At 47.2% G+C, this 21403-nt stretch carries 24 protein-coding genes, 1 tRNA gene, 1 other RNA gene and 1 pseudogene; 5 read left to right on the forward strand and 22 right to left on the reverse strand.

Annotated features, from left to right (window positions below; all coding sequences use genetic code 11):
* Positions 1-97: 97 nt before the first annotated feature.
* Both WH37_RS28720 and WH37_RS37670 read right to left on the reverse strand, forming a co-directional pair.
* Positions 98-415, reverse strand: a complete 318-nt coding sequence (locus WH37_RS28720; protein ID WP_046234094.1) for a hypothetical protein — start codon at positions 413-415, stop codon at positions 98-100.
* 291 nt (positions 416-706) lie between these two features.
* Positions 707-1199 (reverse strand): annotated as a pseudogene (locus WH37_RS37670) (helix-turn-helix domain-containing protein); the annotation flags it as partial.
* A gap of 216 nt (positions 1200-1415) precedes the next feature.
* Here WH37_RS37670 and WH37_RS34035 point away from each other — a divergent pair.
* Positions 1416-2060 carry a helix-turn-helix transcriptional regulator gene (locus WH37_RS34035; RefSeq protein ID WP_052737282.1) on the forward strand — a complete coding sequence of 215 codons (645 nt, stop codon included), beginning with the start codon at positions 1416-1418 and terminating at the stop codon, positions 2058-2060.
* Positions 2061-2151: 91 nt separating this feature from the next.
* Positions 2152-2541, forward strand: a complete 390-nt coding sequence (locus tag WH37_RS28730) for a DUF8051 family protein (protein WP_046234095.1) — start codon at positions 2152-2154, stop codon at positions 2539-2541.
* Positions 2542-2562: 21 nt separating this feature from the next.
* Here WH37_RS28730 and WH37_RS37560 read toward each other — a convergent pair whose 3' ends face one another.
* The 13 genes from WH37_RS37560 to WH37_RS28770 all read right to left on the reverse strand — a co-directional run bounded on the left by WH37_RS37560 (position 2563) and on the right by WH37_RS28770 (position 11679).
* On the reverse strand, positions 2563-2835 hold the full coding sequence (locus tag WH37_RS37560; RefSeq protein WP_074904993.1) for a transposase: 273 nt from the start codon (positions 2833-2835) through the stop codon (positions 2563-2565).
* A gap of 58 nt (positions 2836-2893) precedes the next feature.
* Positions 2894-3151 (reverse strand): transposase, encoded by a 258-nt coding sequence (locus WH37_RS37565; RefSeq protein ID WP_414812528.1) that lies wholly within the window; start codon positions 3149-3151, stop codon positions 2894-2896.
* 226 nt (positions 3152-3377) lie between these two features.
* Positions 3378-3755, reverse strand: a complete 378-nt coding sequence (locus WH37_RS37570) for a transposase (protein ID WP_143088699.1) — start codon at positions 3753-3755, stop codon at positions 3378-3380.
* A gap of 519 nt (positions 3756-4274) precedes the next feature.
* Entirely contained in the window at positions 4275-4790 is a 516-nt protein-coding gene (locus WH37_RS28740; RefSeq protein ID WP_052737285.1) for a C40 family peptidase, read from the reverse strand.
* Between the two features lie 261 nt (positions 4791-5051).
* Positions 5052-5393 (reverse strand): helix-turn-helix domain-containing protein, encoded by a 342-nt coding sequence (locus WH37_RS37575; protein ID WP_046234096.1) that lies wholly within the window; start codon positions 5391-5393, stop codon positions 5052-5054.
* Positions 5394-5757: 364 nt separating this feature from the next.
* Positions 5758-6123, reverse strand: a transfer-messenger RNA (tmRNA) gene (gene ssrA, locus WH37_RS34265).
* A gap of 210 nt (positions 6124-6333) precedes the next feature.
* Entirely contained in the window at positions 6334-6813 is a 480-nt protein-coding gene (gene smpB / locus WH37_RS28750; RefSeq protein WP_046234097.1) for an SsrA-binding protein SmpB, read from the reverse strand.
* Positions 6814-7005: 192 nt separating this feature from the next.
* Positions 7006-7206 carry a cold-shock protein gene (locus WH37_RS28755; RefSeq protein ID WP_028609190.1) on the reverse strand — a complete coding sequence of 67 codons (201 nt, stop codon included), beginning with the start codon at positions 7204-7206 and terminating at the stop codon, positions 7006-7008.
* A 273-nt stretch (positions 7207-7479) separates the two neighbouring features.
* Positions 7480-10500, reverse strand: a complete 3021-nt coding sequence (gene rnr, locus WH37_RS28760; RefSeq protein WP_046234098.1) for a ribonuclease R — start codon at positions 10498-10500, stop codon at positions 7480-7482.
* 174 nt (positions 10501-10674) lie between these two features.
* Positions 10675-10911, reverse strand: a complete 237-nt coding sequence (secG, locus tag WH37_RS28765; RefSeq protein WP_046234099.1) for a preprotein translocase subunit SecG — start codon at positions 10909-10911, stop codon at positions 10675-10677.
* A gap of 112 nt (positions 10912-11023) precedes the next feature.
* Entirely contained in the window at positions 11024-11158 is a 135-nt protein-coding gene (locus tag WH37_RS37170; RefSeq protein WP_269431353.1) for a hypothetical protein, read from the reverse strand.
* A gap of 1 nt (position 11159) precedes the next feature.
* Complete coding sequence (locus tag WH37_RS36740) at positions 11160-11327, reverse strand: hypothetical protein (protein WP_231594414.1); 168 nt, start codon at positions 11325-11327, stop codon at positions 11160-11162.
* A 148-nt stretch (positions 11328-11475) separates the two neighbouring features.
* Positions 11476-11679 (reverse strand): hypothetical protein, encoded by a 204-nt coding sequence (locus WH37_RS28770; protein WP_046234100.1) that lies wholly within the window; start codon positions 11677-11679, stop codon positions 11476-11478.
* A gap of 118 nt (positions 11680-11797) precedes the next feature.
* Here WH37_RS28770 and WH37_RS28775 point away from each other — a divergent pair, with 118 nt between their 5' ends.
* Positions 11798-12148 carry a hypothetical protein gene (locus WH37_RS28775; protein WP_052737286.1) on the forward strand — a complete coding sequence of 117 codons (351 nt, stop codon included), beginning with the start codon at positions 11798-11800 and terminating at the stop codon, positions 12146-12148.
* Between the two features lie 295 nt (positions 12149-12443).
* Here WH37_RS28775 and eno read toward each other — a convergent pair whose 3' ends face one another.
* From eno to WH37_RS28805, 6 genes are all read right to left on the reverse strand, one after another.
* Positions 12444-13736 (reverse strand): phosphopyruvate hydratase, encoded by a 1293-nt coding sequence (gene eno / locus WH37_RS28780; protein ID WP_046234101.1) that lies wholly within the window; start codon positions 13734-13736, stop codon positions 12444-12446.
* 33 nt (positions 13737-13769) lie between these two features.
* Positions 13770-15302: a 2,3-bisphosphoglycerate-independent phosphoglycerate mutase gene (gene gpmI / locus WH37_RS28785; RefSeq protein ID WP_046234102.1), complete on the reverse strand. Its 1533-nt coding sequence runs from the start codon at positions 15300-15302 to the stop codon at positions 13770-13772.
* A 1-nt stretch (position 15303) separates the two neighbouring features.
* Entirely contained in the window at positions 15304-16059 is a 756-nt protein-coding gene (tpiA, locus tag WH37_RS28790) for a triose-phosphate isomerase (RefSeq protein ID WP_046234103.1), read from the reverse strand.
* 30 nt (positions 16060-16089) lie between these two features.
* Positions 16090-17271, reverse strand: a complete 1182-nt coding sequence (locus WH37_RS28795) for a phosphoglycerate kinase (RefSeq protein WP_046234104.1) — start codon at positions 17269-17271, stop codon at positions 16090-16092.
* Between the two features lie 254 nt (positions 17272-17525).
* Positions 17526-18530 carry a type I glyceraldehyde-3-phosphate dehydrogenase gene (gene gap / locus WH37_RS28800; protein ID WP_046234105.1) on the reverse strand — a complete coding sequence of 335 codons (1005 nt, stop codon included), beginning with the start codon at positions 18528-18530 and terminating at the stop codon, positions 17526-17528.
* 206 nt (positions 18531-18736) lie between these two features.
* A complete protein-coding gene (locus WH37_RS28805; RefSeq protein ID WP_046234106.1) occupies positions 18737-19774 on the reverse strand; it encodes a sugar-binding transcriptional regulator in 1038 nt (345 codons plus the stop codon).
* Positions 19775-20025: 251 nt separating this feature from the next.
* Between WH37_RS28805 and WH37_RS28810 the strand changes: the two genes are divergently transcribed.
* Together WH37_RS28810 and clpP are read left to right on the forward strand one after the other, a co-directional pair.
* A tRNA-Arg gene (locus tag WH37_RS28810) sits at positions 20026-20097 on the forward strand.
* A gap of 229 nt (positions 20098-20326) precedes the next feature.
* The gene (clpP, locus tag WH37_RS28815; RefSeq protein WP_046234107.1) at positions 20327-20908 is read left to right on the forward strand and encodes an ATP-dependent Clp endopeptidase proteolytic subunit ClpP; all 582 of its coding nucleotides are present in this window, start codon (positions 20327-20329) and stop codon (positions 20906-20908) included.
* A 199-nt stretch (positions 20909-21107) separates the two neighbouring features.
* Here the strand turns inward: clpP and WH37_RS28820 are convergent, their stop codons facing one another.
* Positions 21108-21377: an HPr family phosphocarrier protein gene (locus tag WH37_RS28820; RefSeq protein WP_046234108.1), complete on the reverse strand. Its 270-nt coding sequence runs from the start codon at positions 21375-21377 to the stop codon at positions 21108-21110.
* Between the last annotated feature and the right edge of the window lie 26 nt (positions 21378-21403).

The following is a 21403-nucleotide window of genomic DNA, read 5'->3' on the forward strand; positions in this document are numbered from 1 at the left end:
CACAATACAGGTATAGGCCAAAAGATAGGAAATAAATGTCCATCCGATTGTCCAGTTATTATCGTAGGATACGATCTTCATTAAAAAAGCGATATACTCAAATAAAGTCGTCAACAGAAAAGTACAAGGATATAAATGGGATGGGATGAGTGTTCACTCGATGGATGGTATACACCATAAAGCTCGCTATAACCGGATAGATGCCAAAATCAAAAGGCATTCCCGCAATGGTTTCGTTTGCTTGGATGTACGGTCTCATATTCCAGAAGTTGAAATAGAATCCGATTGTATTAAAAAGCATGGAAATGGCAATGGTAGCCGGAGTAATCAACAGGAACAGCAGCGGTTGCTTGCGAATCCAATGGATAGATACCATCCAAGGCAAAAAGCAGCCAATTAAAATATTCGTTAACATTGTTCATCTCCAAAACTTCATTCAAAGTAGCGCTGATCTGAGCTCGTCTAATAATGATTTTTAGCACAAAACACCACCTCATCTGCTAGTATTGTTGCCTAGATAAATGGCATTCATTCCTATTGGGGTACCACCAACAAAACGCGGAAAACGTACGCTAAGCAATTCGTTGTATAAAAAACCGAGCTATCCCTTTATTCAACAAGGGGCTCGGTTTTCGAAAATCGCTGCTGAGTAAAGTACAACTAAAGTCTCCCTCTTTCAGTAAGGCCTCTCAAGGAGTAAAATAGGGTCAAGACGTGTTTTGCATGCGTCCCATGTGCTTGAATCTCGTCCAACGCTGACACAGATGACATTCTTTTTCTCCGGATCCATAAAAAACGTGATGTAGTTATGGCCTCGCTTCGCTGACGTCTCGTCGGTGCTGATCTTGGTCACATAGGATAAGTCTTGTGCGGACATGGCGTGATCAACGTAGTAATGCAGAATGCGCCATAGCCGCGTATCGTGTTCATCAACAAGCGAGCGACGGCATTCATCGGCATATCTTTAGCCAGCGTCATGATGAGGGATCGAAGTGAAGGGTGAAGTAATGCCTGGGTTTGTCCAGCGCCCATGGTACAGGCTGATTCTCCGCTCCGCAATCTGAACAACGCACGCTTTCTTGCTTTTACACATCCAACTGTTTGATTTCTAGATCGAAGTCCGCTCGATCAACGTACTACGGTTCAGGAATATGGGGAAGTCGCTCCAGAATCTCATTGCTAATGTTAGCGGTGAACATATGAAAACACCATCCTCTACTGGTCTTTTATTTTCCAGTATTGACAGACGTTTTAATTGTTAACGGCGAGGAAGCTGTTTAGGTCGCTTTATTCTTTTCTCATATTCATGTTAGAAAGGGATATGACATTTTAGATGGAATAGAGTTATCGAGTGAAAGCCTTAATCGCTAATCACTCTAAGGCTTGTGAGACTGATGTTTAAGGAGAGGCTTACGATGATTCGTACTTTTGAACCTGACAATGACTTATACAAACTTGTGGACTACATCTGGATCGTAGATTTTAACTTTCTTGCCGATGGAAATAGAGAAGATATTATTATGCCATTGGGGCATATCAATATTATTTTCAATTATGGGTCCCCATACAGGTTGGTAGGAGAAAAGGAGGGAATGGTAGTCCCTGATGTGGACCCGGATTTGGATGAATTATACCTAATGATGATGATCTATAAAGATGTGGAGCAGCGTATCAAGGCAATAAACCAATTTTTGATGAATAAATTAGCGTCAAATGAAACGAATACTGAATGTATAGAGCAAATGCTGACATATGTGGAGCGAGAGTATGAGAGCCTGAATATTGTGAGTATGGCCAAATTTTTTGGTACCTCAGTCAGTTCATTAGAACGGTTTTTCAATAAAAATATCGGCCTGACACCAAAGACTTATGGAAATATTGTGAAATTCAGAAAACATGTTGAGGATGAAGAGCTGAGAAGGGATATACATTATCATTACTATGATCAGTCCCATCTGATAAAAACATCCAAGAAATTTGCAGGTAAAACGATTAAGGAACTGGAAGATCTACCGGATGAATTAACTCTAGGTTACTTATGGCATGGTCAACAGCAATAAACAGCTGAACATCGGTGCTGATTTTTTACAATACAATTTTTGTCCTCCCTGTTAAGCTTGAGTGACTACAAGAGGAGAGGAAGAATTAACGATGCAGGATACCATGATTATTGCAAGTTTGCTGGTGTTTTTAAATGTAACATTTCTCACGATACTGGTTCCGGGAGGGCCGATTGAAAATAGAGATTTTTCAAAATTAACAGGAGTTGTGTTTTGGGGGTTTAATCTGTTTCTGATCTCACTGGGCATCGTTTCGTTTATCGCGTGTTATCTCCTCTTGGTTTCCCATTCTAATGCCGTTCTCATCACGCAAATTATCGCCGTTTTATATTTTATCGTATATATTATCGACTTAGCTGGTATATTTCCAAAATCACCGACTAAAATGTCTAAGCCGCTTATGCTTTTTGAAGTAATTAACACATCTATGGCTGTATTCCTCTTCCTCTTTGTGACGGCGATTGGACATGTGGGTTCGTGAGGATGAGAGTATCTTCAGATATCATGGCATTCTCCAAACAGCAATTGAAGGAAGGAAGGAAGGAAGGAAGGAACAGCTATGAATTAACATTTGAAGCGGGAAGATACACCTGGTCTCTAGGAGGTTCCATACCTGGTTGTTAAGGCAAATCAGTAGATTGTGAGCTAACGCCACAATCCCAAATTCCGTGTGAACCTTCTCCAACCCTCGCAAGGAAAACCGATGAAACGACCGCTTGCCCTTGATGTGACCCAATACGCTTTCGCCGAGCGTAGATGGCGGATTTCTCTTCATCCTCAAGGGCTCTTTTAGCCTTTGCTTTTACCTCTTCCCAGATTGTATTCCAGTGCACCTAGCGATTCCCCTTTGCCTTGGTGCACTTTGCCCGGAATGTACAATCCCCGCAATCTTCACATTCATACATCTTGAAGCTTTGCTCCAGCCCTGAAGCGTTCTTTTTCGTTTGGTATTTCTTGAAGAGAACATACCGGCCATTCGGGCATACAAAGCGGTCATCACCCTCTTCATAATTCCAGTTGGTGGCATGCCGGATATCCTTCTTGTATCGACGTTCCTTCTCTTTCCTGTACGTGCCGTAGGGAATGGGCACATCAAAACGCGGCTCTTTTTCTTCTCCAATCGCATACAAGTAGTTCTCTTCACTGCCATAGCCCGCATCGGCAAAGAAGACGCAGCCAATCCCTCCATTTGCAGAATGAAGCAGCGCGTATCCGTCGACCTCTGATGAAAACTGTAAAACAAAATGAATTGGTTTTCTGTGAACATTTGCACATTGTAGCCCGGTTTTAGTTGACCATTTTTCATGTGGCCTTCCTTCATCCGCATGAACGTTGCGTCCGGGTCCGTCTTGGAGTAGCTGTTGCGATCCCCAAAGCAGGCCTCCTGCTGTTCGCTGCGTGAGTGTCCGAATGTGGGCAAGCGTTGTCTGCAAGGAGCTTGTGAATCATCATTTCGAAAAGCTCGTCCATGAAGGTTTTCATGCGTACTACACGGAAATCGTTCAAGGTATGGAAGTCGGGCTGTTGCATCGCAGGGATGTTTTCGCACAGTAGCTTTTCGATGCCGCGACAGGAATACACCTTTTGCGAGTAGCCTATCAGAATGATTTTGAGCATCATTTTAGGATGGTAGGAACTGCGGCCTCCGCCTGCATAATGAGTAAACAACTGGGAGTCCGGAATTGCTTCAATCATCTCGTCAATGACACGCGCCACATGATGGGCAGAGGAATATATAACTCCAGATCCAGAATCATCTGGGCCTGTTTGTTGTCGTAGTCTTTAAAGGTAGGAGCAAGGGTTTTGGGGAACCAGCTTTTCTTCCAAATCCCCTAGAGGAAGCGTCGGCTCCATGATATACTGTTTGGTAGTAGTCATTCCCATTACGCAAAAAAATCGCCCTCCTGAGTTGGTGGTGTGGTAAATTCCATTCTACAGGATTTGACGATTTTCTTCAATTTTTACCATTCAAACCAAAACAGAGCGTCCAATAGTCAGCTTTTCACTGACTTTCTGGACAGCTCCCATTTAAGCCGATTTATTGCTGATTCCCACGTTTTTAAATGCACCTCGTAAAAAACAGAATACCGGGTTAATCTACAGCCATTACTTAGAAAGCTGACGATTCTATAGAACCACACAAATTTAATCCTCCACAGTCCAAAACTGTGATAAGCTGTTCCCTTCACAATTCTCCCATAAGCAATCAGCTTTTCACCCCTGAAAATATGGCCTCCCATACATCACTTGAAGCTCTGCATCGAATACATTCCGATACACAACCTGCAGACGACTGGACGAGGCGTCAACGACCTTGCCGTTACCAGCGTAAATGCCAACATGCGTAATGTCCATAAATCGCCCGTTTTGCTCGTAGCTCCAGAAGATCAGGTCGCCGGCTGTTAGTTCATCAGCAGTGAGTGTCAGCCCGTTGTCTACGATAAAACGCGCCTGCTCTGCCGCTGTTCTTGGCAAGCCGACCTCCAATTGCTGATACACCCACTGAACGAGATAGCTGCAATCTGTATAAGTCCCTTGTCCCGCCTTTAGCTGACTGTAAGGATCGCCCAGCCGAGTCAACGCCAGCTCAACGACCTGGCTTCCAAGCACCCCGGCGGGCAAGTCTGTTCGGATCGCTTCAAGCTCCCCCGATGACAAGCCTACATGCTCGTCCTTGCCGAGTAGCGCAAGCATCATGGGGCGAAACGCGGCTGACAACAATTCGTTCATGATATCGGTCTGTTCAGCATTGAAATCATAGAGGGCCGCACATAGTCAGTCTACTACTTTATTTTCTTTCCAAGTGGATTAGGGGGCTAAAGAGATACCGTTTAAATTATGATCCAAAATGATAAAAATAGCTGATTTTAATCCATCGAAGAATAAATTTAGATGAAGGTTAAATTATTAATTAATTGGACACTAATTAAAAAAAAGGACTCAACATATTGTATTAAACCAATATGCTGAGTCCTTTGATTTTGATCATGCTTAGAATGTTAATTTTGATTTTAATCTATTTTTCAAATGTATAATTTCTATTAGTTCAATTTTGTCGAACTCATTCAATAATCTGTATCCCTCGACTAATACTTTTTCATTCATATTTGCATAAACCTTTCCTTCCTCAAAACCATCTCCAGTCAGTAACCAATTCAAGTTAACATGATAAGTTCGTTTAATTGATATTAATGTTTCAGCAGAAGGATTACTATTTCCAATCTCGATTTCACTTAAATTACCTTGAGATATCCCAATATTCTTCGCGAATTCAGATTGATTATGATTGTTCTGCTTTCGAATGCATTTTATTCTATACCCTATCTCATTCATATGGTTTCACCGCTTATTCATTTATTTGAGCTTCTTAAAGCTAGCCTAAAGGATTCCTTAGTACAGCAATTTAAAAATCTCACAACGAAAAAAAAGAATAGCCCTGTAAAATAACTTAGGACTACCCTTGATTTTCATAAATTTTAAATTTCTGTTTCGTTTTTTTCTATTTAGAAGAGAACAAGACTTTATTGTAATGAATCACAAATTATCTCGACTAATCTAAATACTGACTAGAAAAGATTAGATTTCTTTTTAATTTAAAGCAAATGTTTGCCGTGAGTTTATTAAAGCATATGCTTGCCGCAACGGCAAAAATATGGTTTAAGAGACACCACAGCTAATGCTGAGGCCCTTTTTCTATCTATGGAGGCGAGGGGAGTCGAACCCCTGTCCGAAGATCACGCCACACAGGCATCTACGGGTGTAGTCACGATTTTGATGTCACCCAGGAGGACGCCTCGTAACCGGCTTCTTCCAAGGTCAGCCTGATTGTCTTCTTCAGCTCACCCCAGGCGGAGATGAGACAGCGTATCCCACTACTTGTTAGCCCCTAGTCTAGTCACATGGGCGATGCTAGGTAGGAGCACGCTCACAGTTTCTTAGGCTGCGAAAGCGTAGTTTGTTTGTTGTTTGCCATTTAATAGGCTTTAGCGTTGATGAAGTGGACGCGTCCCCACTACCCGCAACCCGCGCTCGTCCTATCCCCGTCGAATCCAAGAACGCCCCCGAGTTGGCATAAATGACTCATCCCTGTCGGCTCTAAAAGAACCGCAACCAGATCGTCATTTAGCTAAGATATTGCTTTGCTACTTGCTTAGTATAACACGATTCAAGGAATAATCCCTAAAATGTTATTGGTACCATTAGTAAAATTCAACACGCTTTCCTAGAAAATCTACAATCGCTCTGCACTGCGCTTGCGCACACCACGTCACGTTTAGCGTACGATCTTCTGCTTTTCGCGCAGCGCCCGCTGTATATCACGCTGGGCATCGCGTTTTGCCGCGGAATCGCGTTTGTCGAACTGCTTCTTACCTTTACCTAACCCAATCAGAAGCTTCGCGTAGCCATTGCGCACGTAAATCTTCAACGGCACAATGGAGTAGCCTTCCTGCTTGGATTGGCCAAGCAGCTTGTGAATCTGAGCTTTATGAAGCAGCAGCTTGCGGGCACGCGTCGGATCGGTTGGATTGTGACGGTTCCCCTGCTCGAAAGGGCTGATATGCAAATTGTGAATGAAAATTTCGCCGTTACGTATCGTCGCAAAAGCGTCGCTTATATTGGCCCGTCCGTTGCGAAGCGATTTAATTTCCGTCCCCATTAGCACCATTCCCGCTTCATACGTGTCTTCGATGAAATAATCATGGGAAGCTTTTTTATTTTGCGCAAGTTGCTTGCCGTCGTTTTTCTTACCCATTCTTATCACCTCGACATCATATTTAGCTCCTGAAAATTAAAAAAGCCGCTAGATATATATTGTAGCAATTTTTGAAAATGAAAGCAAGAAAGCAGCTGCCATATTGTAAAATATGGTTCACTCGTCAAAACCATAAAAAGCCGCTCCGACCTTTCGGTCGAAAGCGGCTAAATTTCGCAGTTGATTAAACTACTACAGTTTTACTACGTTTTCAGCTTGTGGTCCGCGGTTGCCTTGAACAACGTTAAATTCTACGCGTTGTCCTTCTTCCAGCGTTTTGAAGCCTTCGCCAGTGATAGCGCTGAAATGTACGAATACATCGTTGCCGCCTTCAACTTCGATGAAGCCAAAGCCTTTCTCAGCGTTAAACCATTTAACTGTACCTTGTTGCATTTGTAAAACCTCCAAAAATAAAATTAATATGCGCCTGTTTCGTTTTGAGAAACAAAAAATTCACACATTGAAAAAGGTCCATGACTCTAATGACACCCTTTTCAATATGTGAATTCAGGTCCATATCATCAATTGCTTTGAGTGTACTATACCCATATTCAAAAAGCAAGCGACAAGCTTAAATAAATTATAAAGCTTGGCCCGCTGAACCAGCGCTGCTACTCCTATTATGAAGAGCAGCGCCGATGCAAGGGACTATACAACTATTTTGTTTTATTTACGTTTTTTTCTAACGAAAGCAGCCGTTGAATTGCCGCCTCCGTTTTTCTTCTTACGCTTCTTCTTAGCTGCTTCTCCGCCTGCTCTAGCAGCGTCTGGCGACTCCTGCTGGCTCGGGCTCACGCCACTTGGCGCTGAGCCCGGCTGCGCCAAGTGGCGCCGCTTGCCGCCTTCAAAGCCACGGCCAGCTCCGGCGCTTCGCTCGCCGCCATCGCTGCGACGGCTGCCGTCTCTAATCGGCAGCCCCCACATATCCGTGCGCGGCGCGCCTTCGCCGCCGCGCCCTTCGCCTCGATCCTGCGGCTCCGCCCGCACGATCCGCTGCGTCTGCTCCGCCGGCGCAAAGCTGCCGCCAGCGTCACCCTTGCGCCCGCGGCGCGGCGAGTTCCCGCCGCCGCTTGCGCCTAGCGCGGCGCCATCACCATCGCGCCGCTGCCCCGCACCAATGTCGTCGCGCTTGCCGCGACGACGCTGCCCGGCAGCAGCACCATCCAGCTGCCACGGGTTCTGCCCATTCCCGGCCTGACCGCTGCTTTGCTGGCCGCCATCTCTTGCTCCTGCTCTACCGCTTTTCCCTGCTCTTCCGCCTCGCCCATCATTTCCTGCTCTAGCGCCTTTCGCTCCGTTCCCTGCTCCAGAGCCTTGCGTACCATTGCCCGCTTTAGCGCCTTTGCCACCCTTGCCTTTAAAGCCGCCATTTCCGCCTTTGCTGCCGGCAGCGGCACTATCGCCCTTTGCTCTGGTGCTCGTGCCTTCACCGCCACCGCTGCTGCGTCCGCCGTTCTTAAAGCCACCGCTGCGCCCACGCCCGCCGCGCGAAGCGCCGAACCCAGCATCAGCGATGCCTTTAAAGCCGCTGCGAGGCTTCATATCGACCATTTCAAAATCAATCGTATGGTCGTTCATATTCACATTGCCAATGCGGATTTTCACCTCATCGCCAATCCGGTATACCTTAGAGGTGCGTTCGCCGATGAGCACCATATGCTGCTCTTGGAAGTGGTAATAATCATCCGTCAGATCGCTCAGACGAATAAGCCCTTCCACTGTATTATCCAGCTCGACAAACATGCCGAAGCTGGTAACGCTGCTGATGATGCCATCGAATTCCTCGCCGATTTTATCAAGCATAAATTCGCATTTTTTCATCTGCTCTGTATCACGCTCGGCATCAGCGGCAACCCGCTCACGCTCAGAAGAATGCTGCGCAATATCCGGCATGCGGGCAGTCAGCGCCTCATTGCGCTTCTCGCTGAGCGCTCCGCCGCCTTCCAGCACTTCACGAATGACGCGGTGGATAACCAAATCCGGATACCGGCGAATAGGCGAAGTGAAATGCGAATAAAATTCCGCTGCCAGCCCGAAATGTCCCAAGCTTTGCGCATCATATTTCGCCTGCTTCATCGAGCGAAGCATAACGGTGGAAATGACCGTCTCTTCCTTCGCGCCTTTAATTTCCTCCAGCAGCATTTGCAGCGCACGCGGATGAACCGAGTTGCCTTTGCCCTTCACCACATAACCGAAGTTGGCGGCAAACTGCATGAAATGCATCAGCTTTTCCTGATCTGGGTCTTCATGAATCCGGTATAGGAAAGGTACGCGCAGCCAGTGGAAATGCTCGGCAACGGTTTCGTTCGCTACAAGCATAAATTCCTCGATAATTTGCTCCGCGACGGAACGATCCCTTTTCACAATATCGACAGCCTTGCCCTGCTCATCAACGATGACCTTCGATTCCTGAAAATCAAAATCGATCGCACCCCGCTTCATCCGCTGCTTGCGAAGCTTCATCGCCAGCTGCTCCATCAGCGTGAACATATCCAGCAAATCGGCGTAGCGCTCCTTCAGCTCGGTCTGCGGCTCCTCTTCGGTTGCAGTCAGCAGCTTGCGCACGTTCGTATATGTCATGCGCTCCTTCGTACGAATAACACTCGTGAACACATCATGGCGCACGCGTTTCAGCGTTTTGGCATCAAACTCCATCTCGCAGGAAAGCGTCAGCCGATCCACCTGCGGATTGAGCGAGCAAATGCCGTTCGATAGGCGATGCGGCAGCATCGGAATGACTCGATCCACCAAATAAACGCTGCACCCTCTGCGGAAAGCCTCCTGATCCAGCTCGGAGTTTTCACGCACATAATAGCCTACGTCGGCGATGTGGACGCCCAATAAATAATTGCCGTTGTCCAGCACCTTCACATGTACGGCGTCATCGAGATCCTTGGCATCCTCGCCATCAATCGTCACGATGACCTCATCCCGCAGGTCACGACGCCCCTGCTGAATAATTTCTTCCTCGGTTATCGAATCCGGCGCCGCTTCCGCCTCTGCGTCCACCTCTTCCGGAAAACCTTCCGGCAGCTGATGCTTGCGGATAATCGACAAAATATCGATGCCCGGATCATCCTTATGGCCGAGTATTTCAATAATTTCGCCTTGTGCTGCTGAACGGCCTTCCGGATAGGTCACGATGCGCACGACTACCTTTTGTCCAGATACGGCGCCTTTAAATTCATTTTTTGCAATAAAAATGTCGCGGTTAATCCGTTTGTCATCCGGCATAACAAAGGCGTACACTTCATGGCTTTCGAAAGTGCCGACCACCTGGGTAACCGCTCTCTGCACAATGCGGACGACCTCGCCCTCCAGTCGCCCTCCAGCTTGGCTCTTGGACGTCACGCGCGCAAGGACAATGTCGCCGTTCATCGCGCTAAGCTGATCATTGGCATGAATATAAATGTCAGGATGCTCTTTGTCGTCAGGCAGCAGGAATGCGAAGCCTTTCGCATGTACCTGCAATTTTCCGCGCAACAAATTCATCCGTTCCGGAACGCCGTAACGGTCATTGCTTGTGCGAAGGATTTTTCCGCTATCCTCCAGTTGGGTAAGCAGCTGCAAAAATGCTTTAAAATCAGCAGCCTCCATCACGCCGAAATGCTGCTCCAGCTCCTGGTAAGTCATCGGTTTATAAGCGGTCTCCCGCATAAAATCAAGCAATTCCTGCTCTTGTGTCATCAGTTTCCTCGTCACCTCATATACCGGAGGCCATTCTATCAGCACTTGCGACCGGTTGATAGATTATTATATATCAATTAGTATACACGAAATTACCCAATCGCATCCGCGAAACCACGAAAAAACAAAAAAAGTGGAGGAAACTCCCCCACTTTTTGCATTCAATACAGAATATTACTGTTGTACGACGTAAGCAACAACGAGCGACAGGACGAAAAATCCAACAGCCAGTGCAATCGTCAAACGCTGCAGGAACAAGTCCAAACCACGCGCTTTCTGTTTGCCGAACAAATGCTCGGCGCCACCACTAATGGCTCCGGACAATCCCGCGCTTTTACCTTTTTGCAGCAATACGACCGCAATCAGGCCAACCGAAAAAATTACCAATAGAATTTTCAAAGCTATATCCATTCAATCCACCTCCAGCATAGGAGCTCCATTAAAACATATAAATTGATTGTATCACAGCGATATGCTGAAAACAATACTTTGCTGTTTAACCCTAACATTTCCTAATTCACGGCTAGCCCTTGACTCCCTGTGGTCCTTTGATGAGCCTTTGCATAAAATGAAAGCTCATCTCCGCGCTTTTCAGCGACGTTTCCGTAAACTGCTGCTGCTCGATAATGATATATTTTACACCCGATTGTTTGACCACCTCATACAGCTCGCTGTAGCCGAATCCCCTCTCCGAGCTCCGTATCCTTGCGTCCCTTCTGAAAATCTTTAAAATGGACAAGCGGCAGCCGATCCGAATAATATCTGACGTATTCAGCCGGATCATAGCCCGCCATGTAAATCCAGCCTAAATCCAGCTCCGCTTCCATTAAGTCTGCAGGTACAAGCTCCAGCAGGTGGACGTACAGCGGCTTGCCTTCAACCTTTTTCCAATCCGCATCATGGTTATGCAGGCATAGCTTTATGCCCTACTGCTTCGTTTGCCAAGCGCATCGCTCCAAAATTTCTGCCAAATATTTAATATCGTCCATTTTCGGCACTTCTGGCACAGGAACCCCAGGCACGACCATATATTGCAGTCCCAGCCGTTGCGTGAAAATATCCCCCAAATTCGACCGCCTTATAGCCGATTTCAGCCACCTTTTCGAGCGACCCCAGCATGTCGCTTTCCGTAATATCCCGCAGCGAGTACATTTGTAAGCTCAGCATTTGTTTATCCATAAAATAACACCTCCTTTTCTACTCAAATCCAGCAACCATTTATAGAACAGGCTCGTCATTAGGGGTGACTGATTCACACATGGATTCTCACACTACTTATGCAGAGGGGGATGCTGCTATGTTTATTATCATTTGTTTGGCCGGGATCATCCTAACCATGATTGTTCTCAAAAAAACTGGCGCCTTATACATTTACTCCAAAGGTGTCTTTATTTCAGTCATCCTTACGCTTATTGCTGCAATCTGTCTTTCACAAAATTATTTGTACAGTCTTATCCCCTCATTCGAGGACGGTATCGCGATTTCCAATTTTATTGCTTATTGGATTATTGGCGATGACGGCTGGTCAGTGAGACTGTTTCAGCAATATTCCGAAGGATCGATACTGCTTGCTATCGGCTTGCTGGTTTTCTACATTATCGTGCTTTCTGTAGAGTTGGCTGTTGGTCGTAAAACTGCACGGCGATAGGTGGAAGGCTGCTGAAAAAGATCTGCGCTGCGTAAAAGTGTTGGGGTTCGATCGCGAAGATGCTTTCCTACGGAAAGCTTTATGCGAACGCTGCGCTTCTCCACCCCAACACTTTTACTCCACTTGCCTTTTCAACAGCCCTCCACCTTTTTTACATACCAAAAATCCCTGCTCCACAATATTTGTGGGCAGGGATTTTTAAGTGCATTAAAGCTTATTCGCATTGAGGCTTGCTCATTTAGAAAAGGCCAGGATACTGGCCGATCACAATGAGCAAGCTGTCATTGGTTTAAGCTTATTTGAAGTTTTTGAGGTTGTAGAATGCCGATTTACCAGCGTATTGTGCTGTAGCACCCAGTTGGTCTTCGATACGAAGCAATTGGTTGTACTTCGCTACGCGGTCCGTACGGGACGGAGCACCTGTTTTGATTTGACCAGCGTTTGTTGCAACTGCGATGTCAGCGATTGTGCTGTCTTCGCTTTCGCCGGAACGGTGGGAGATAACGGCTGTGTAACCAGCGCGTTTCGCCATTTCGATTGCGTCGAAAGTTTCAGTAAGGGAACCGATTTGGTTAACTTTAACCAGAATCGAGTTGCCCACGCCTTTGTCGATACCATCGGACAGACGCTCAGTGTTTGTAACGAACAGGTCGTCACCAACGAGTTGAACTTTGTCGCCCAATTTTTCAGTAAGCAATTTCCAGCCATCCCAATCGTCTTCGGAGCAGCCATCTTCGATTGTGATGATTGGGTATTTATCAACCCATGAAGCAAGCAGGTCAACGAATTCAGCAGGCGTGAAGGATTTGCCTTCGCCTTCCAGGTGGTATTTGCCATCTTTGAAGAATTCAGTCGAAGCTACGTCCATACCGAGGAATACGTCAACGCCTGGCTTGTAGCCTGCGCTCTCGATAGCGGAGATGATTGTAGTGATTGCTTCTTCGTTCGAACCAAGGTTAGGAGCAAAGCCGCCTTCGTCACCTACAGCTGTGTTCAGGCCTTTGTTTTTCAGAACCGATTTCAGGCTGTGGAAAATTTCAGCACCGATACGAAGAGCTTCTTTGAACGTTGGAGCGCCAACTGGCAGAACCATGAACTCTTGTACGTCGATGTTGTTGTCCGCATGCTCGCCGCCGTTGATGATGTTCATCATTGGAACTGGCAGAACTTTAGCGTTGAATCCGCCCAGGTAAGTGTACAAGGATACGTTCAGTGCATCAGCAGCAGCGCGAGCTACAGCCATCGATACAGCAAGAATCGCATTAGCGCCCAGCTTAGCTTTGTTCGGCGTACCGTCAAGCTCGATCATTTTGCGGTCGATAGCTACTTGATCAAGAGCGTCCAGACCAATGATTTCAGGAGCGATAATCGTGTTAACGTTATCTACTGCTTTTTCTACGCCTTTACCAAGGTAACGGCCTTTGTCGCCATCGCGAAGCTCAACTGCTTCGTATGCGCCAGTGGATGCGCCGGATGGAACGATTGCGCGGCCTTGGCCGCCGGACTCTAGGGATACTTCTACTTCTACTGTTGGATTACCGCGGGAATCCAATACTTCGCGTGCATATACGTCAACGATAATAGACATGTTTAAACACTCCTCTTAGTTTGATGATAGTTGTTATTTCTGAATCAGGGAAATGCCCGTCATCTCTGCTGGCTTGGAAAGCTGCATCAGATCAAGCACCGTCGGTGCAAGGTCTGCCAAAATTCCGCCTTCACGCAGCGTTGCTCCAGCAACCGTCACAATGCATGGCACTGGATTGGTTGTGTGCGCCGTGAACGGACGTCCATTTGCATCAAATACCATATCGGCATTACCATGGTCAGCTGTAATAATACATACGCCGCCTTTAGCAAGCACAGCTTCAACGACTTGGCCCAAGCATGCATCCGTTGCTTCCACCGCTTTGATTGTCGGCTCCAGCATGCCGGAGTGACCTACCATATCGGGATTGGCAAAATTCAGGATAATCGCATCATGCTTGTCTGCTTCAATCTCGCTGACCGCAGCTGCCGCTACCTCATAAGCGCTCATTTCTGGTTTCAGATCATAAGTCGCTACTTTAGGCGAATTGATCAGAACGCGAGTCTCGCCCGGCAGTTCATGATCACGGCCACCGCTGAAGAAGAACGTAACATGCGGGTACTTTTCAGTTTCCGCAATGCGAAGCTGCTTCTTGCCGTTTTGCACAAGCACTTCACCAAGCGTATTATCAAGGTTTTTCGGCGAATAAGCGACAAAGCCGCCAATCGTTTCGCTGAACAGCGTCAAGCATACGAAATACAGATTTTTCGGAGCATGCTCCCCACGTTCAAAACCGCGGAAATCTTCATTCGTAAATACTTGTCCCAGTTGAATCGCACGGTCAGGACGGAAGTTGAAGAAAATAACCGCATCCTCCGACTCGACAAGACCTACCGGTTTGCCATCCTCGCCCACGATAACCGTTGGCATAACAAATTCATCATAAACGGATTTCTCGTACGATTCAACTATCGCCTTGAGCGGATCGTTATATTGCGGGCCTTCGCCATACACCATGGCGCGGTAAGACTTTTCTACCCGCTCCCAGCGTTTGTCGCGGTCCATCGCATAATAACGTCCTTGCACCGTAGCAACATGGCCTACGCCAACCTCTTCGATCTTCGCGAGAAGCTGCTCCATGTAGCCTTTTGCACTATCTGGGGAAACGTCACGGCCATCAAGGAATGCATGGATATAGACATCTTCCAGGCCTTCCTTCTTCGCTAGATCAAGCAGAGCAAACAAATGAGCAATATGGCTGTGTACGCCGCCATCGGACAGCAGGCCATACAGGTGAAGCTTCTTGCTATTTGCTTTAGCGTGACGCACAGCGCCAAGCAGCGTTTCATTGTCGAAAAACTCGCCATCGCGGATCGACTTGCTGATGCGAGTCAAATCCTGATAGACGATGCGGCCTGCGCCGATGTTCAGATGGCCAACTTCGGAGTTGCCCATTTGTCCATCTGGCAAGCCTACCGCTTCACCGCTCGCTGTCAGCTGCGTATGAGGGTAAGTCGACCAGTAACGGTCGTAGTTAGGCTTTTTCGCTTGGGCAACTGCATTGCCTGTAACGTCATCGCGTAGACCAAAGCCGTCAAGTATAATTAATGCAACTGGAGCAGCCATCTTACTTGGCCCCCTCGATCAGTGCGATATAAGAAGCAGGCTCAAGGCTAGCTCCGCCTACAAGCGCGCCGTCGATATCTTGCTGACCCATATATTCAGCAACATTGTTAGGTTTAACGCTGCCGCCGTATTGGATACGAACCGCTGCTGCTGTAGCATCGTCATAAAGACCTGCAATTACGCTGCGGATATAACCGATAACGTCTTGTGCATCTTCGGAAGTCGAGGATTTGCCTGTGCCGATCGCCCAGATAGGCTCATAAGCAACGACTACTTCAGCTGCCTGTGATGCGGACAAGCCTTGGAAAGCCGCTACCGTTTGCACGCTGCAAACATTTTTTGTTTCGCCAGCTTCGCGCTCTTCAAGCTTCTCGCCTACACATACAATAGGAGTCAAGTCATTCTTGAATGCTGCATGTACTTTTTTGCTAACGATTTCGTCTGTCTCAGCAAAATAAGCACGACGCTCGGAGTGGCCGATAATCACATATTTTACGCCCAGGTCTTTCAGCATAACGCCGCTGATTTCACCTGTGAATGCGCCATTGTCTTCGAAGTGAAGATTTTGTGCGCCAATCGCGATAGTTGTTCCTTTAGCTGCTTCAACAAGGGAAGGAAGTGCTGTGAATGGCGCGCAGATAACGCTCTCTACGCCATCAACCTCTGCTTTGCCTTTCACATCTGCGAAGAAAGAAGCTGCTTCAGAAACCGTTTTGAACATTTTCCAGTTGCCTGCAATAATTGGTTTTCTGCTCATATATATACCCTCCTGTACTGTATGGGTTGCTTATTTATCGTTAAGTGCTACAACGCCTGGCAATGCTTTGCCTTCCATGAATTCCAGGGAAGCGCCGCCGCCAGTGGAGATGTGGTCCATTTTGTCAGCCAGGCCGAACTTCTCAGCTGCTGCAGCCGAATCGCCACCGCCGATAACCGTGTAGCCAGCTGTTTCCGCACATGCTTTCGCTACCGCTTGTGTACCATGGGAGAAAGGCTCGATTTCGAATACGCCCATTGGTCCGTTCCATACAACCAGCTTGGAGTTTTTAATCGCTTCGGCATAAATCTCACGTGTTTTAGGACCGATGTCGATACCTTCCCACTCTGCTGGAATGCCGTCAACGTCAACGATTTGTGTGTTGGCGTTTTTGCTGAAATCATCAGCGACAACGATATCAACCGGAATGAGGAAGTTTTTGCCGAGCTTTTTAGCTTTTTCGATGAACTCAAGCGCCAGCTCAAGCTTGGAGTTGTCAACGAGCGATTTGCCGATTTCATGACCTTGTGCTTTGAAGAATGTATAGGACAAGCCGCCACCGATGATGATGTTGTCAGCAATTTCGATCATTTTGTTGATAACGTCGATTTTATCCTTAACCTTCGAACCGCCAACGATAGCTGTGAAAGGACGCTCAGGGTTGTTCAGTGCTTTGCCAAGAACATCAAGCTCTTTCTCCATCAATAGGCCGGATACAGCTGGCAGGTGATGCGCAATGCCTTCAGTCGAAGCATGAGCACGGTGAGCCGCGCCGAATGCGTCGTTTACATAAAGATCAGCAAGCTCAGCGAAAGCTTTCGCCAGCTCAGGATCATTTTTCTCTTCGCCAGCATGGAAACGAACGTTTTCAAGCAGCAATACATCGCCAGCGTTCAAAGCCGCGATTTGCGCTTTAACATTTTCGCCGATGGACTCATCTGCTTTTACTACCGATTTGCCAAGCAGCTCGGACAGACGCGCTGCCGATGCTGTGTGGCGAAGCTCTTCTACAACTTCACCATTCGGGCGGCCCAAGTGGCTTGCCAAAATAACTTTCGCGCCTTTTTCGATCAAGAAGTTAATCGTAGGAAGCGTCTCACGGATACGCTTGTCATCAGTAATTTTACCATCTTCGAGCGGTACATTGAAATCGACGCGTACGAATACCCGTTTGCCTGCTACTTCTACGTCACGAACACTTTTTTTAGCCATGAATGTAACCTCCTGATATTAGCGTACAAAGCTTATAACATTTCCATATTCCAACAAAAAGAAGCGTTCCCTCTTTATCAAAAGAAGGAACGCTCCCTCTTGGCCCACGGCCCGAAGGTCCGCGAATAGCCGGTTAAGGTTTCGCTTAAATCGCGTACGCTGCCACAAGGAGCGCCGCGGATTAAGCGTATCCCGTGGTCAGTGCAAGACTGCCCCGGGATGCAAAGCGTTCCATCTAATTGTGGGGCTCGTTCTTACAGACCTTTGCTTGCGATGAAAGCAGCGAGATCAACTACGCGGTTCGAGTAGCCCCACTCGTTGTCATACCAAGAAACAACTTTAACCATGTTGCCTTCAACAACCATAGTCGACAGACCGTCGATTGTGGAAGAAGCTGGATCGTGGTTGTAGTCGCTCGATACAAGCGGCAATTCGTTGTAGTTCAAGATGCCTTTAAGAGCGCCGTCAGCAGCTTCTTTCAAAGCAGCGTTAACTTCTTCAACTGTTACGTTAACTTTCAGTTCAGCTACCAGGTCAGTAACGGAAACGTTAGGTGTAGGAACACGCATAGCCATACCATTCAGTTTGCCTTTCAGCTCAGGAAGTACCAGGGATACCGCTTTAGCAGCACCAGTCGACGAAGGAATGATGTTCTCAGCAGCTGCACGAGCACGACGAAGGTCTTTGTGCGGTACATCCAGAACGGATTGGTCATTTGTGTACGAGTGGATCGTTGTCATCATGCCTTTAACGATGCCGAATTTATCGTTCAATACTTTTGCAAACGGAGCAAGACAGTTCGTTGTGCAAGAAGCGTTGGAGATGATTGTGTGAGCAGCTGCATCGTATTTGTCTTCGTTAACGCCGATAACGATTGTGATGTCTTCGTTAGTAGCAGGAGCGGAGATGATAACTTTTTTAGCGCCGCCTTTAAGGTGAAGCTCAGCTTTTTCTTTAGCTGTGAAAATACCAGTAGATTCAACAACGATTTCAGCGCCTACGGAAGCCCAAGCTAGGTTTTCAGGGTTGCGCTCAGCGAAAACTTTGATTTCGCGGCCGTTAACTACGATTGCACCTTCTTTAGCTTCAACTGTAGCATCAAGAGTACCGTGAGTTGTATCATATTTCAAAAGGTGAGCCAGTGTAGCTGTGTCTGTCAAATCGTTTACTGCTACGATTTCAACATCAGCGTTGTTCAGAGCTGCGCGGAATACGTTACGACCAATACGACCAAAACCGTTAATACCTACTTTAACCATTGTTGTTTCCTCCTAGAGTGTTTTGGGATAAAAAATATATTTCAAGATATTTCGCATGCCGGGTGCCATTGTCTCGCTCGGCGCGAAGCATCAAGATCACTTGCCAAGCGTAAACGGCCGAAAGCCGTCCTCTGGCGGTAAAGCTGCCGTTTCGCGGTGAAATATAAGTCCTATTTATAAGCTGCAACTTATAAATTCTTATATTTTTATGGGGCTGAGCCTTCAATAATCGCAATGATTTCTAACGCGGCCGCCTCATCGGTAACTAACACATCATTGTGTCCAAAACGCATAACCGCAGCGATCGCTTCGCCTTTGCTTTTGCCTCCGGCTACTCCGATAACAACTTCAGTCTTAACAATATCCTCGAGCCGTAGTCCTACCGTCGGCATCTTGTGAACCACTTGCCCGCTGCGATCAAAATAAAAACCGTATGCTTCAGCAAGCGCCCCTTCAGCTTCAATACCCTGCATCGTCGCCTCATCTAGCTTCCTGCGCCGAGCCATCACCATAGCGTCTCCGATGCCGTGCACGACAATACGCGCCCTGCGGATCACTTCTATAATGTCCTGGATATTCGGTTCCTGCATAATGGGAGCATAAGCTTCCTCGCCAAGATGATCAGGAACGTGAAGCAGCCGATAATTGGCACCTGTCCGCTTCGCCATGGTGGAAGCAATCGTATTCGCCTGATAATCGACGCTTTCGCCAAGTCCGCCTCTTGCAGGCACGAACCAATTGGTTTTAAGCGGCGCCACGGCCGAAAGCTGATTTGCTACCTGAGCAGTCGTCGTACCACCTGTAACGGCGATGACGTCGCCTTGCTCCATCGCTTTGCGCAGTACCTGCCCTCCTGCTCTGCCGAGCTCCCGCTTCGTCTGCCCGGATACATCAGAATCGCCGGCCACAACTACAACCTGGCTCAGCCCGAAATAACTTCTGATCTTCTCCTCCAGCTCCGATAAGCCGAATATCGTCTTAACAAAAGGCTCAAACTGTTCCAGCAGTTCTTTGCCAGGTTCGCTGATCCTCATGCCGGAAGCATGAATTTCAAGCAAGCCCTGTGACTTTAGAAAGTCCGTTTCTGCTCGCAGCACCCTCTCCGTCATACCGAGCGTCGTCGCAAGCGTTCTGCGGCCGATTAGATCAGAGAGCATAACCTGATGCAGTATCCTGTAGCGCTTCCTCATCACGTCGAGCAAATCCGGCAGAAGCTGCTGCTGCAATTCAATCATCTGGCGCATCTTCTATTTATTCACTCCACCCGTACTAAGTTAAGCGAAACTGATACTCATGCATAGCGGTGGACACGAAACGTCCCATGCTTTCGTTTTAAGTCCCACCTCTATTTTACCGAACTTGATCTAACATTTCAAGTCAACAATTTCATATGAAACCGTTTACTGACACGATTTTATCAAATTTATTTTTGATAGCTGGCTTGATTTCTATTCGCATTTAACCTATACTAAATCTTGCTGTTACTTTTATACATGCGCCCGTGGTCCAATGGATATGACGTAGGCCTCCGGAGCCTGAGATCTAGGTTCGATTCCTAGCGGGCGCGTTCTGATTGACCGATAACAACTTGCAGCGAGCAATAGGCGTTTATGAAGCCGAGTATGTGGCCACCCTGATGAAGGGTGGTTTTTTTATATCGTTTTTTAGTTATGAAACGGCATGCGCCCGAGAAAAATCTGATTTGTCTGACTATCTTTGACTTTTAACGTTTCATCCGCTATTATGATGTTACGGCAATATCAATCTTGTTATTTTTCGGAGGAGGTTTACAGGATATGAATTTCGTCCCTATGGTTATTGAGCAAACTAATCGCGGAGAGCGCTCCTATGACATCTATTCCCGGTTATTGAAGGATCGTATTATCTTCTTGGGCTCGGGCGTCAATGACGTTGTAGCCAACTCCATCATCGCACAGTTGCTGTTTCTGACAGCAGATGACCCTGAGAAAGACATCTCCCTTTACATTAACAGCCCTGGCGGTTCGATTACCTCGGGTATGGCTATCTATGATACGATGCAATTCATCAAGCCTGACGTATCCACCATCTGTGTAGGTATGGCAGCATCGATGGGCGCGTTCCTGCTTGCAGCAGGCGCCAAAGGCAAGCGTTACGCGCTTCCAAACAGCGAGGTTATGATTCACCAGCCGCTGGGCGGCGCTGAAGGCCAAGCGAGCGACATCGAAATTCGTGCACGCCGCATTATCAAAATGCGCGACCACTTGAACGGCATCCTGTCCGAGCGCACAGGCCAACCGCTTGAGCGCGTGGAGAAGGATACCGATCGCGACTATTTCATGAGCGCAGCAGAAGCTTGTGAGTACGGTCTCGTTGACAAGGTTATTGAGAAAATCTAAATCATTCGGCGTTAATATTCGCTTACAAACAAAACAAACCCGGTTCTCCTGAACCGGGTTTGTTTTGTTATGGGCTTTTTTCAGAAATCTCAAGTTAAAAATACGACCAAAAAAACCGCCCCGGATCATCCTGATCCAGAAGGCGGCATGGCCAAATAATATGGTTATGAGCAGGCACATCCCTGCTGCATACGGCTTCTTATTGGTTCTCCAGCTCTTCCTTGCTTACCAATGCAGCTAAAGCGTTTACAGCCTGTTCTGCGTCCGAACCTTCCGCACTTATGAATACTTCAGTGCCCGAACTGATTGCCAAGCTCATAATTCCCATAATCGATTTGGCGTTCACTTTCTTGTCGTCTTTCTCGACGAATACTTCAGATGAAAATTTATTAGCTTCTTGTACGAATAATGCTGCAGGTCTTGCATGAAGACCCGTCTTTAGTCGAACGACAACCGGAAGCCTTGTCATGGAAACCATACCCCCTATATCTTATT

The sequence above is a fragment of the Paenibacillus algorifonticola genome, assembly GCF_000971975.1.
Classification (GTDB): domain Bacteria; phylum Bacillota; class Bacilli; order Paenibacillales; family Paenibacillaceae; genus Pristimantibacillus; species Pristimantibacillus algorifonticola.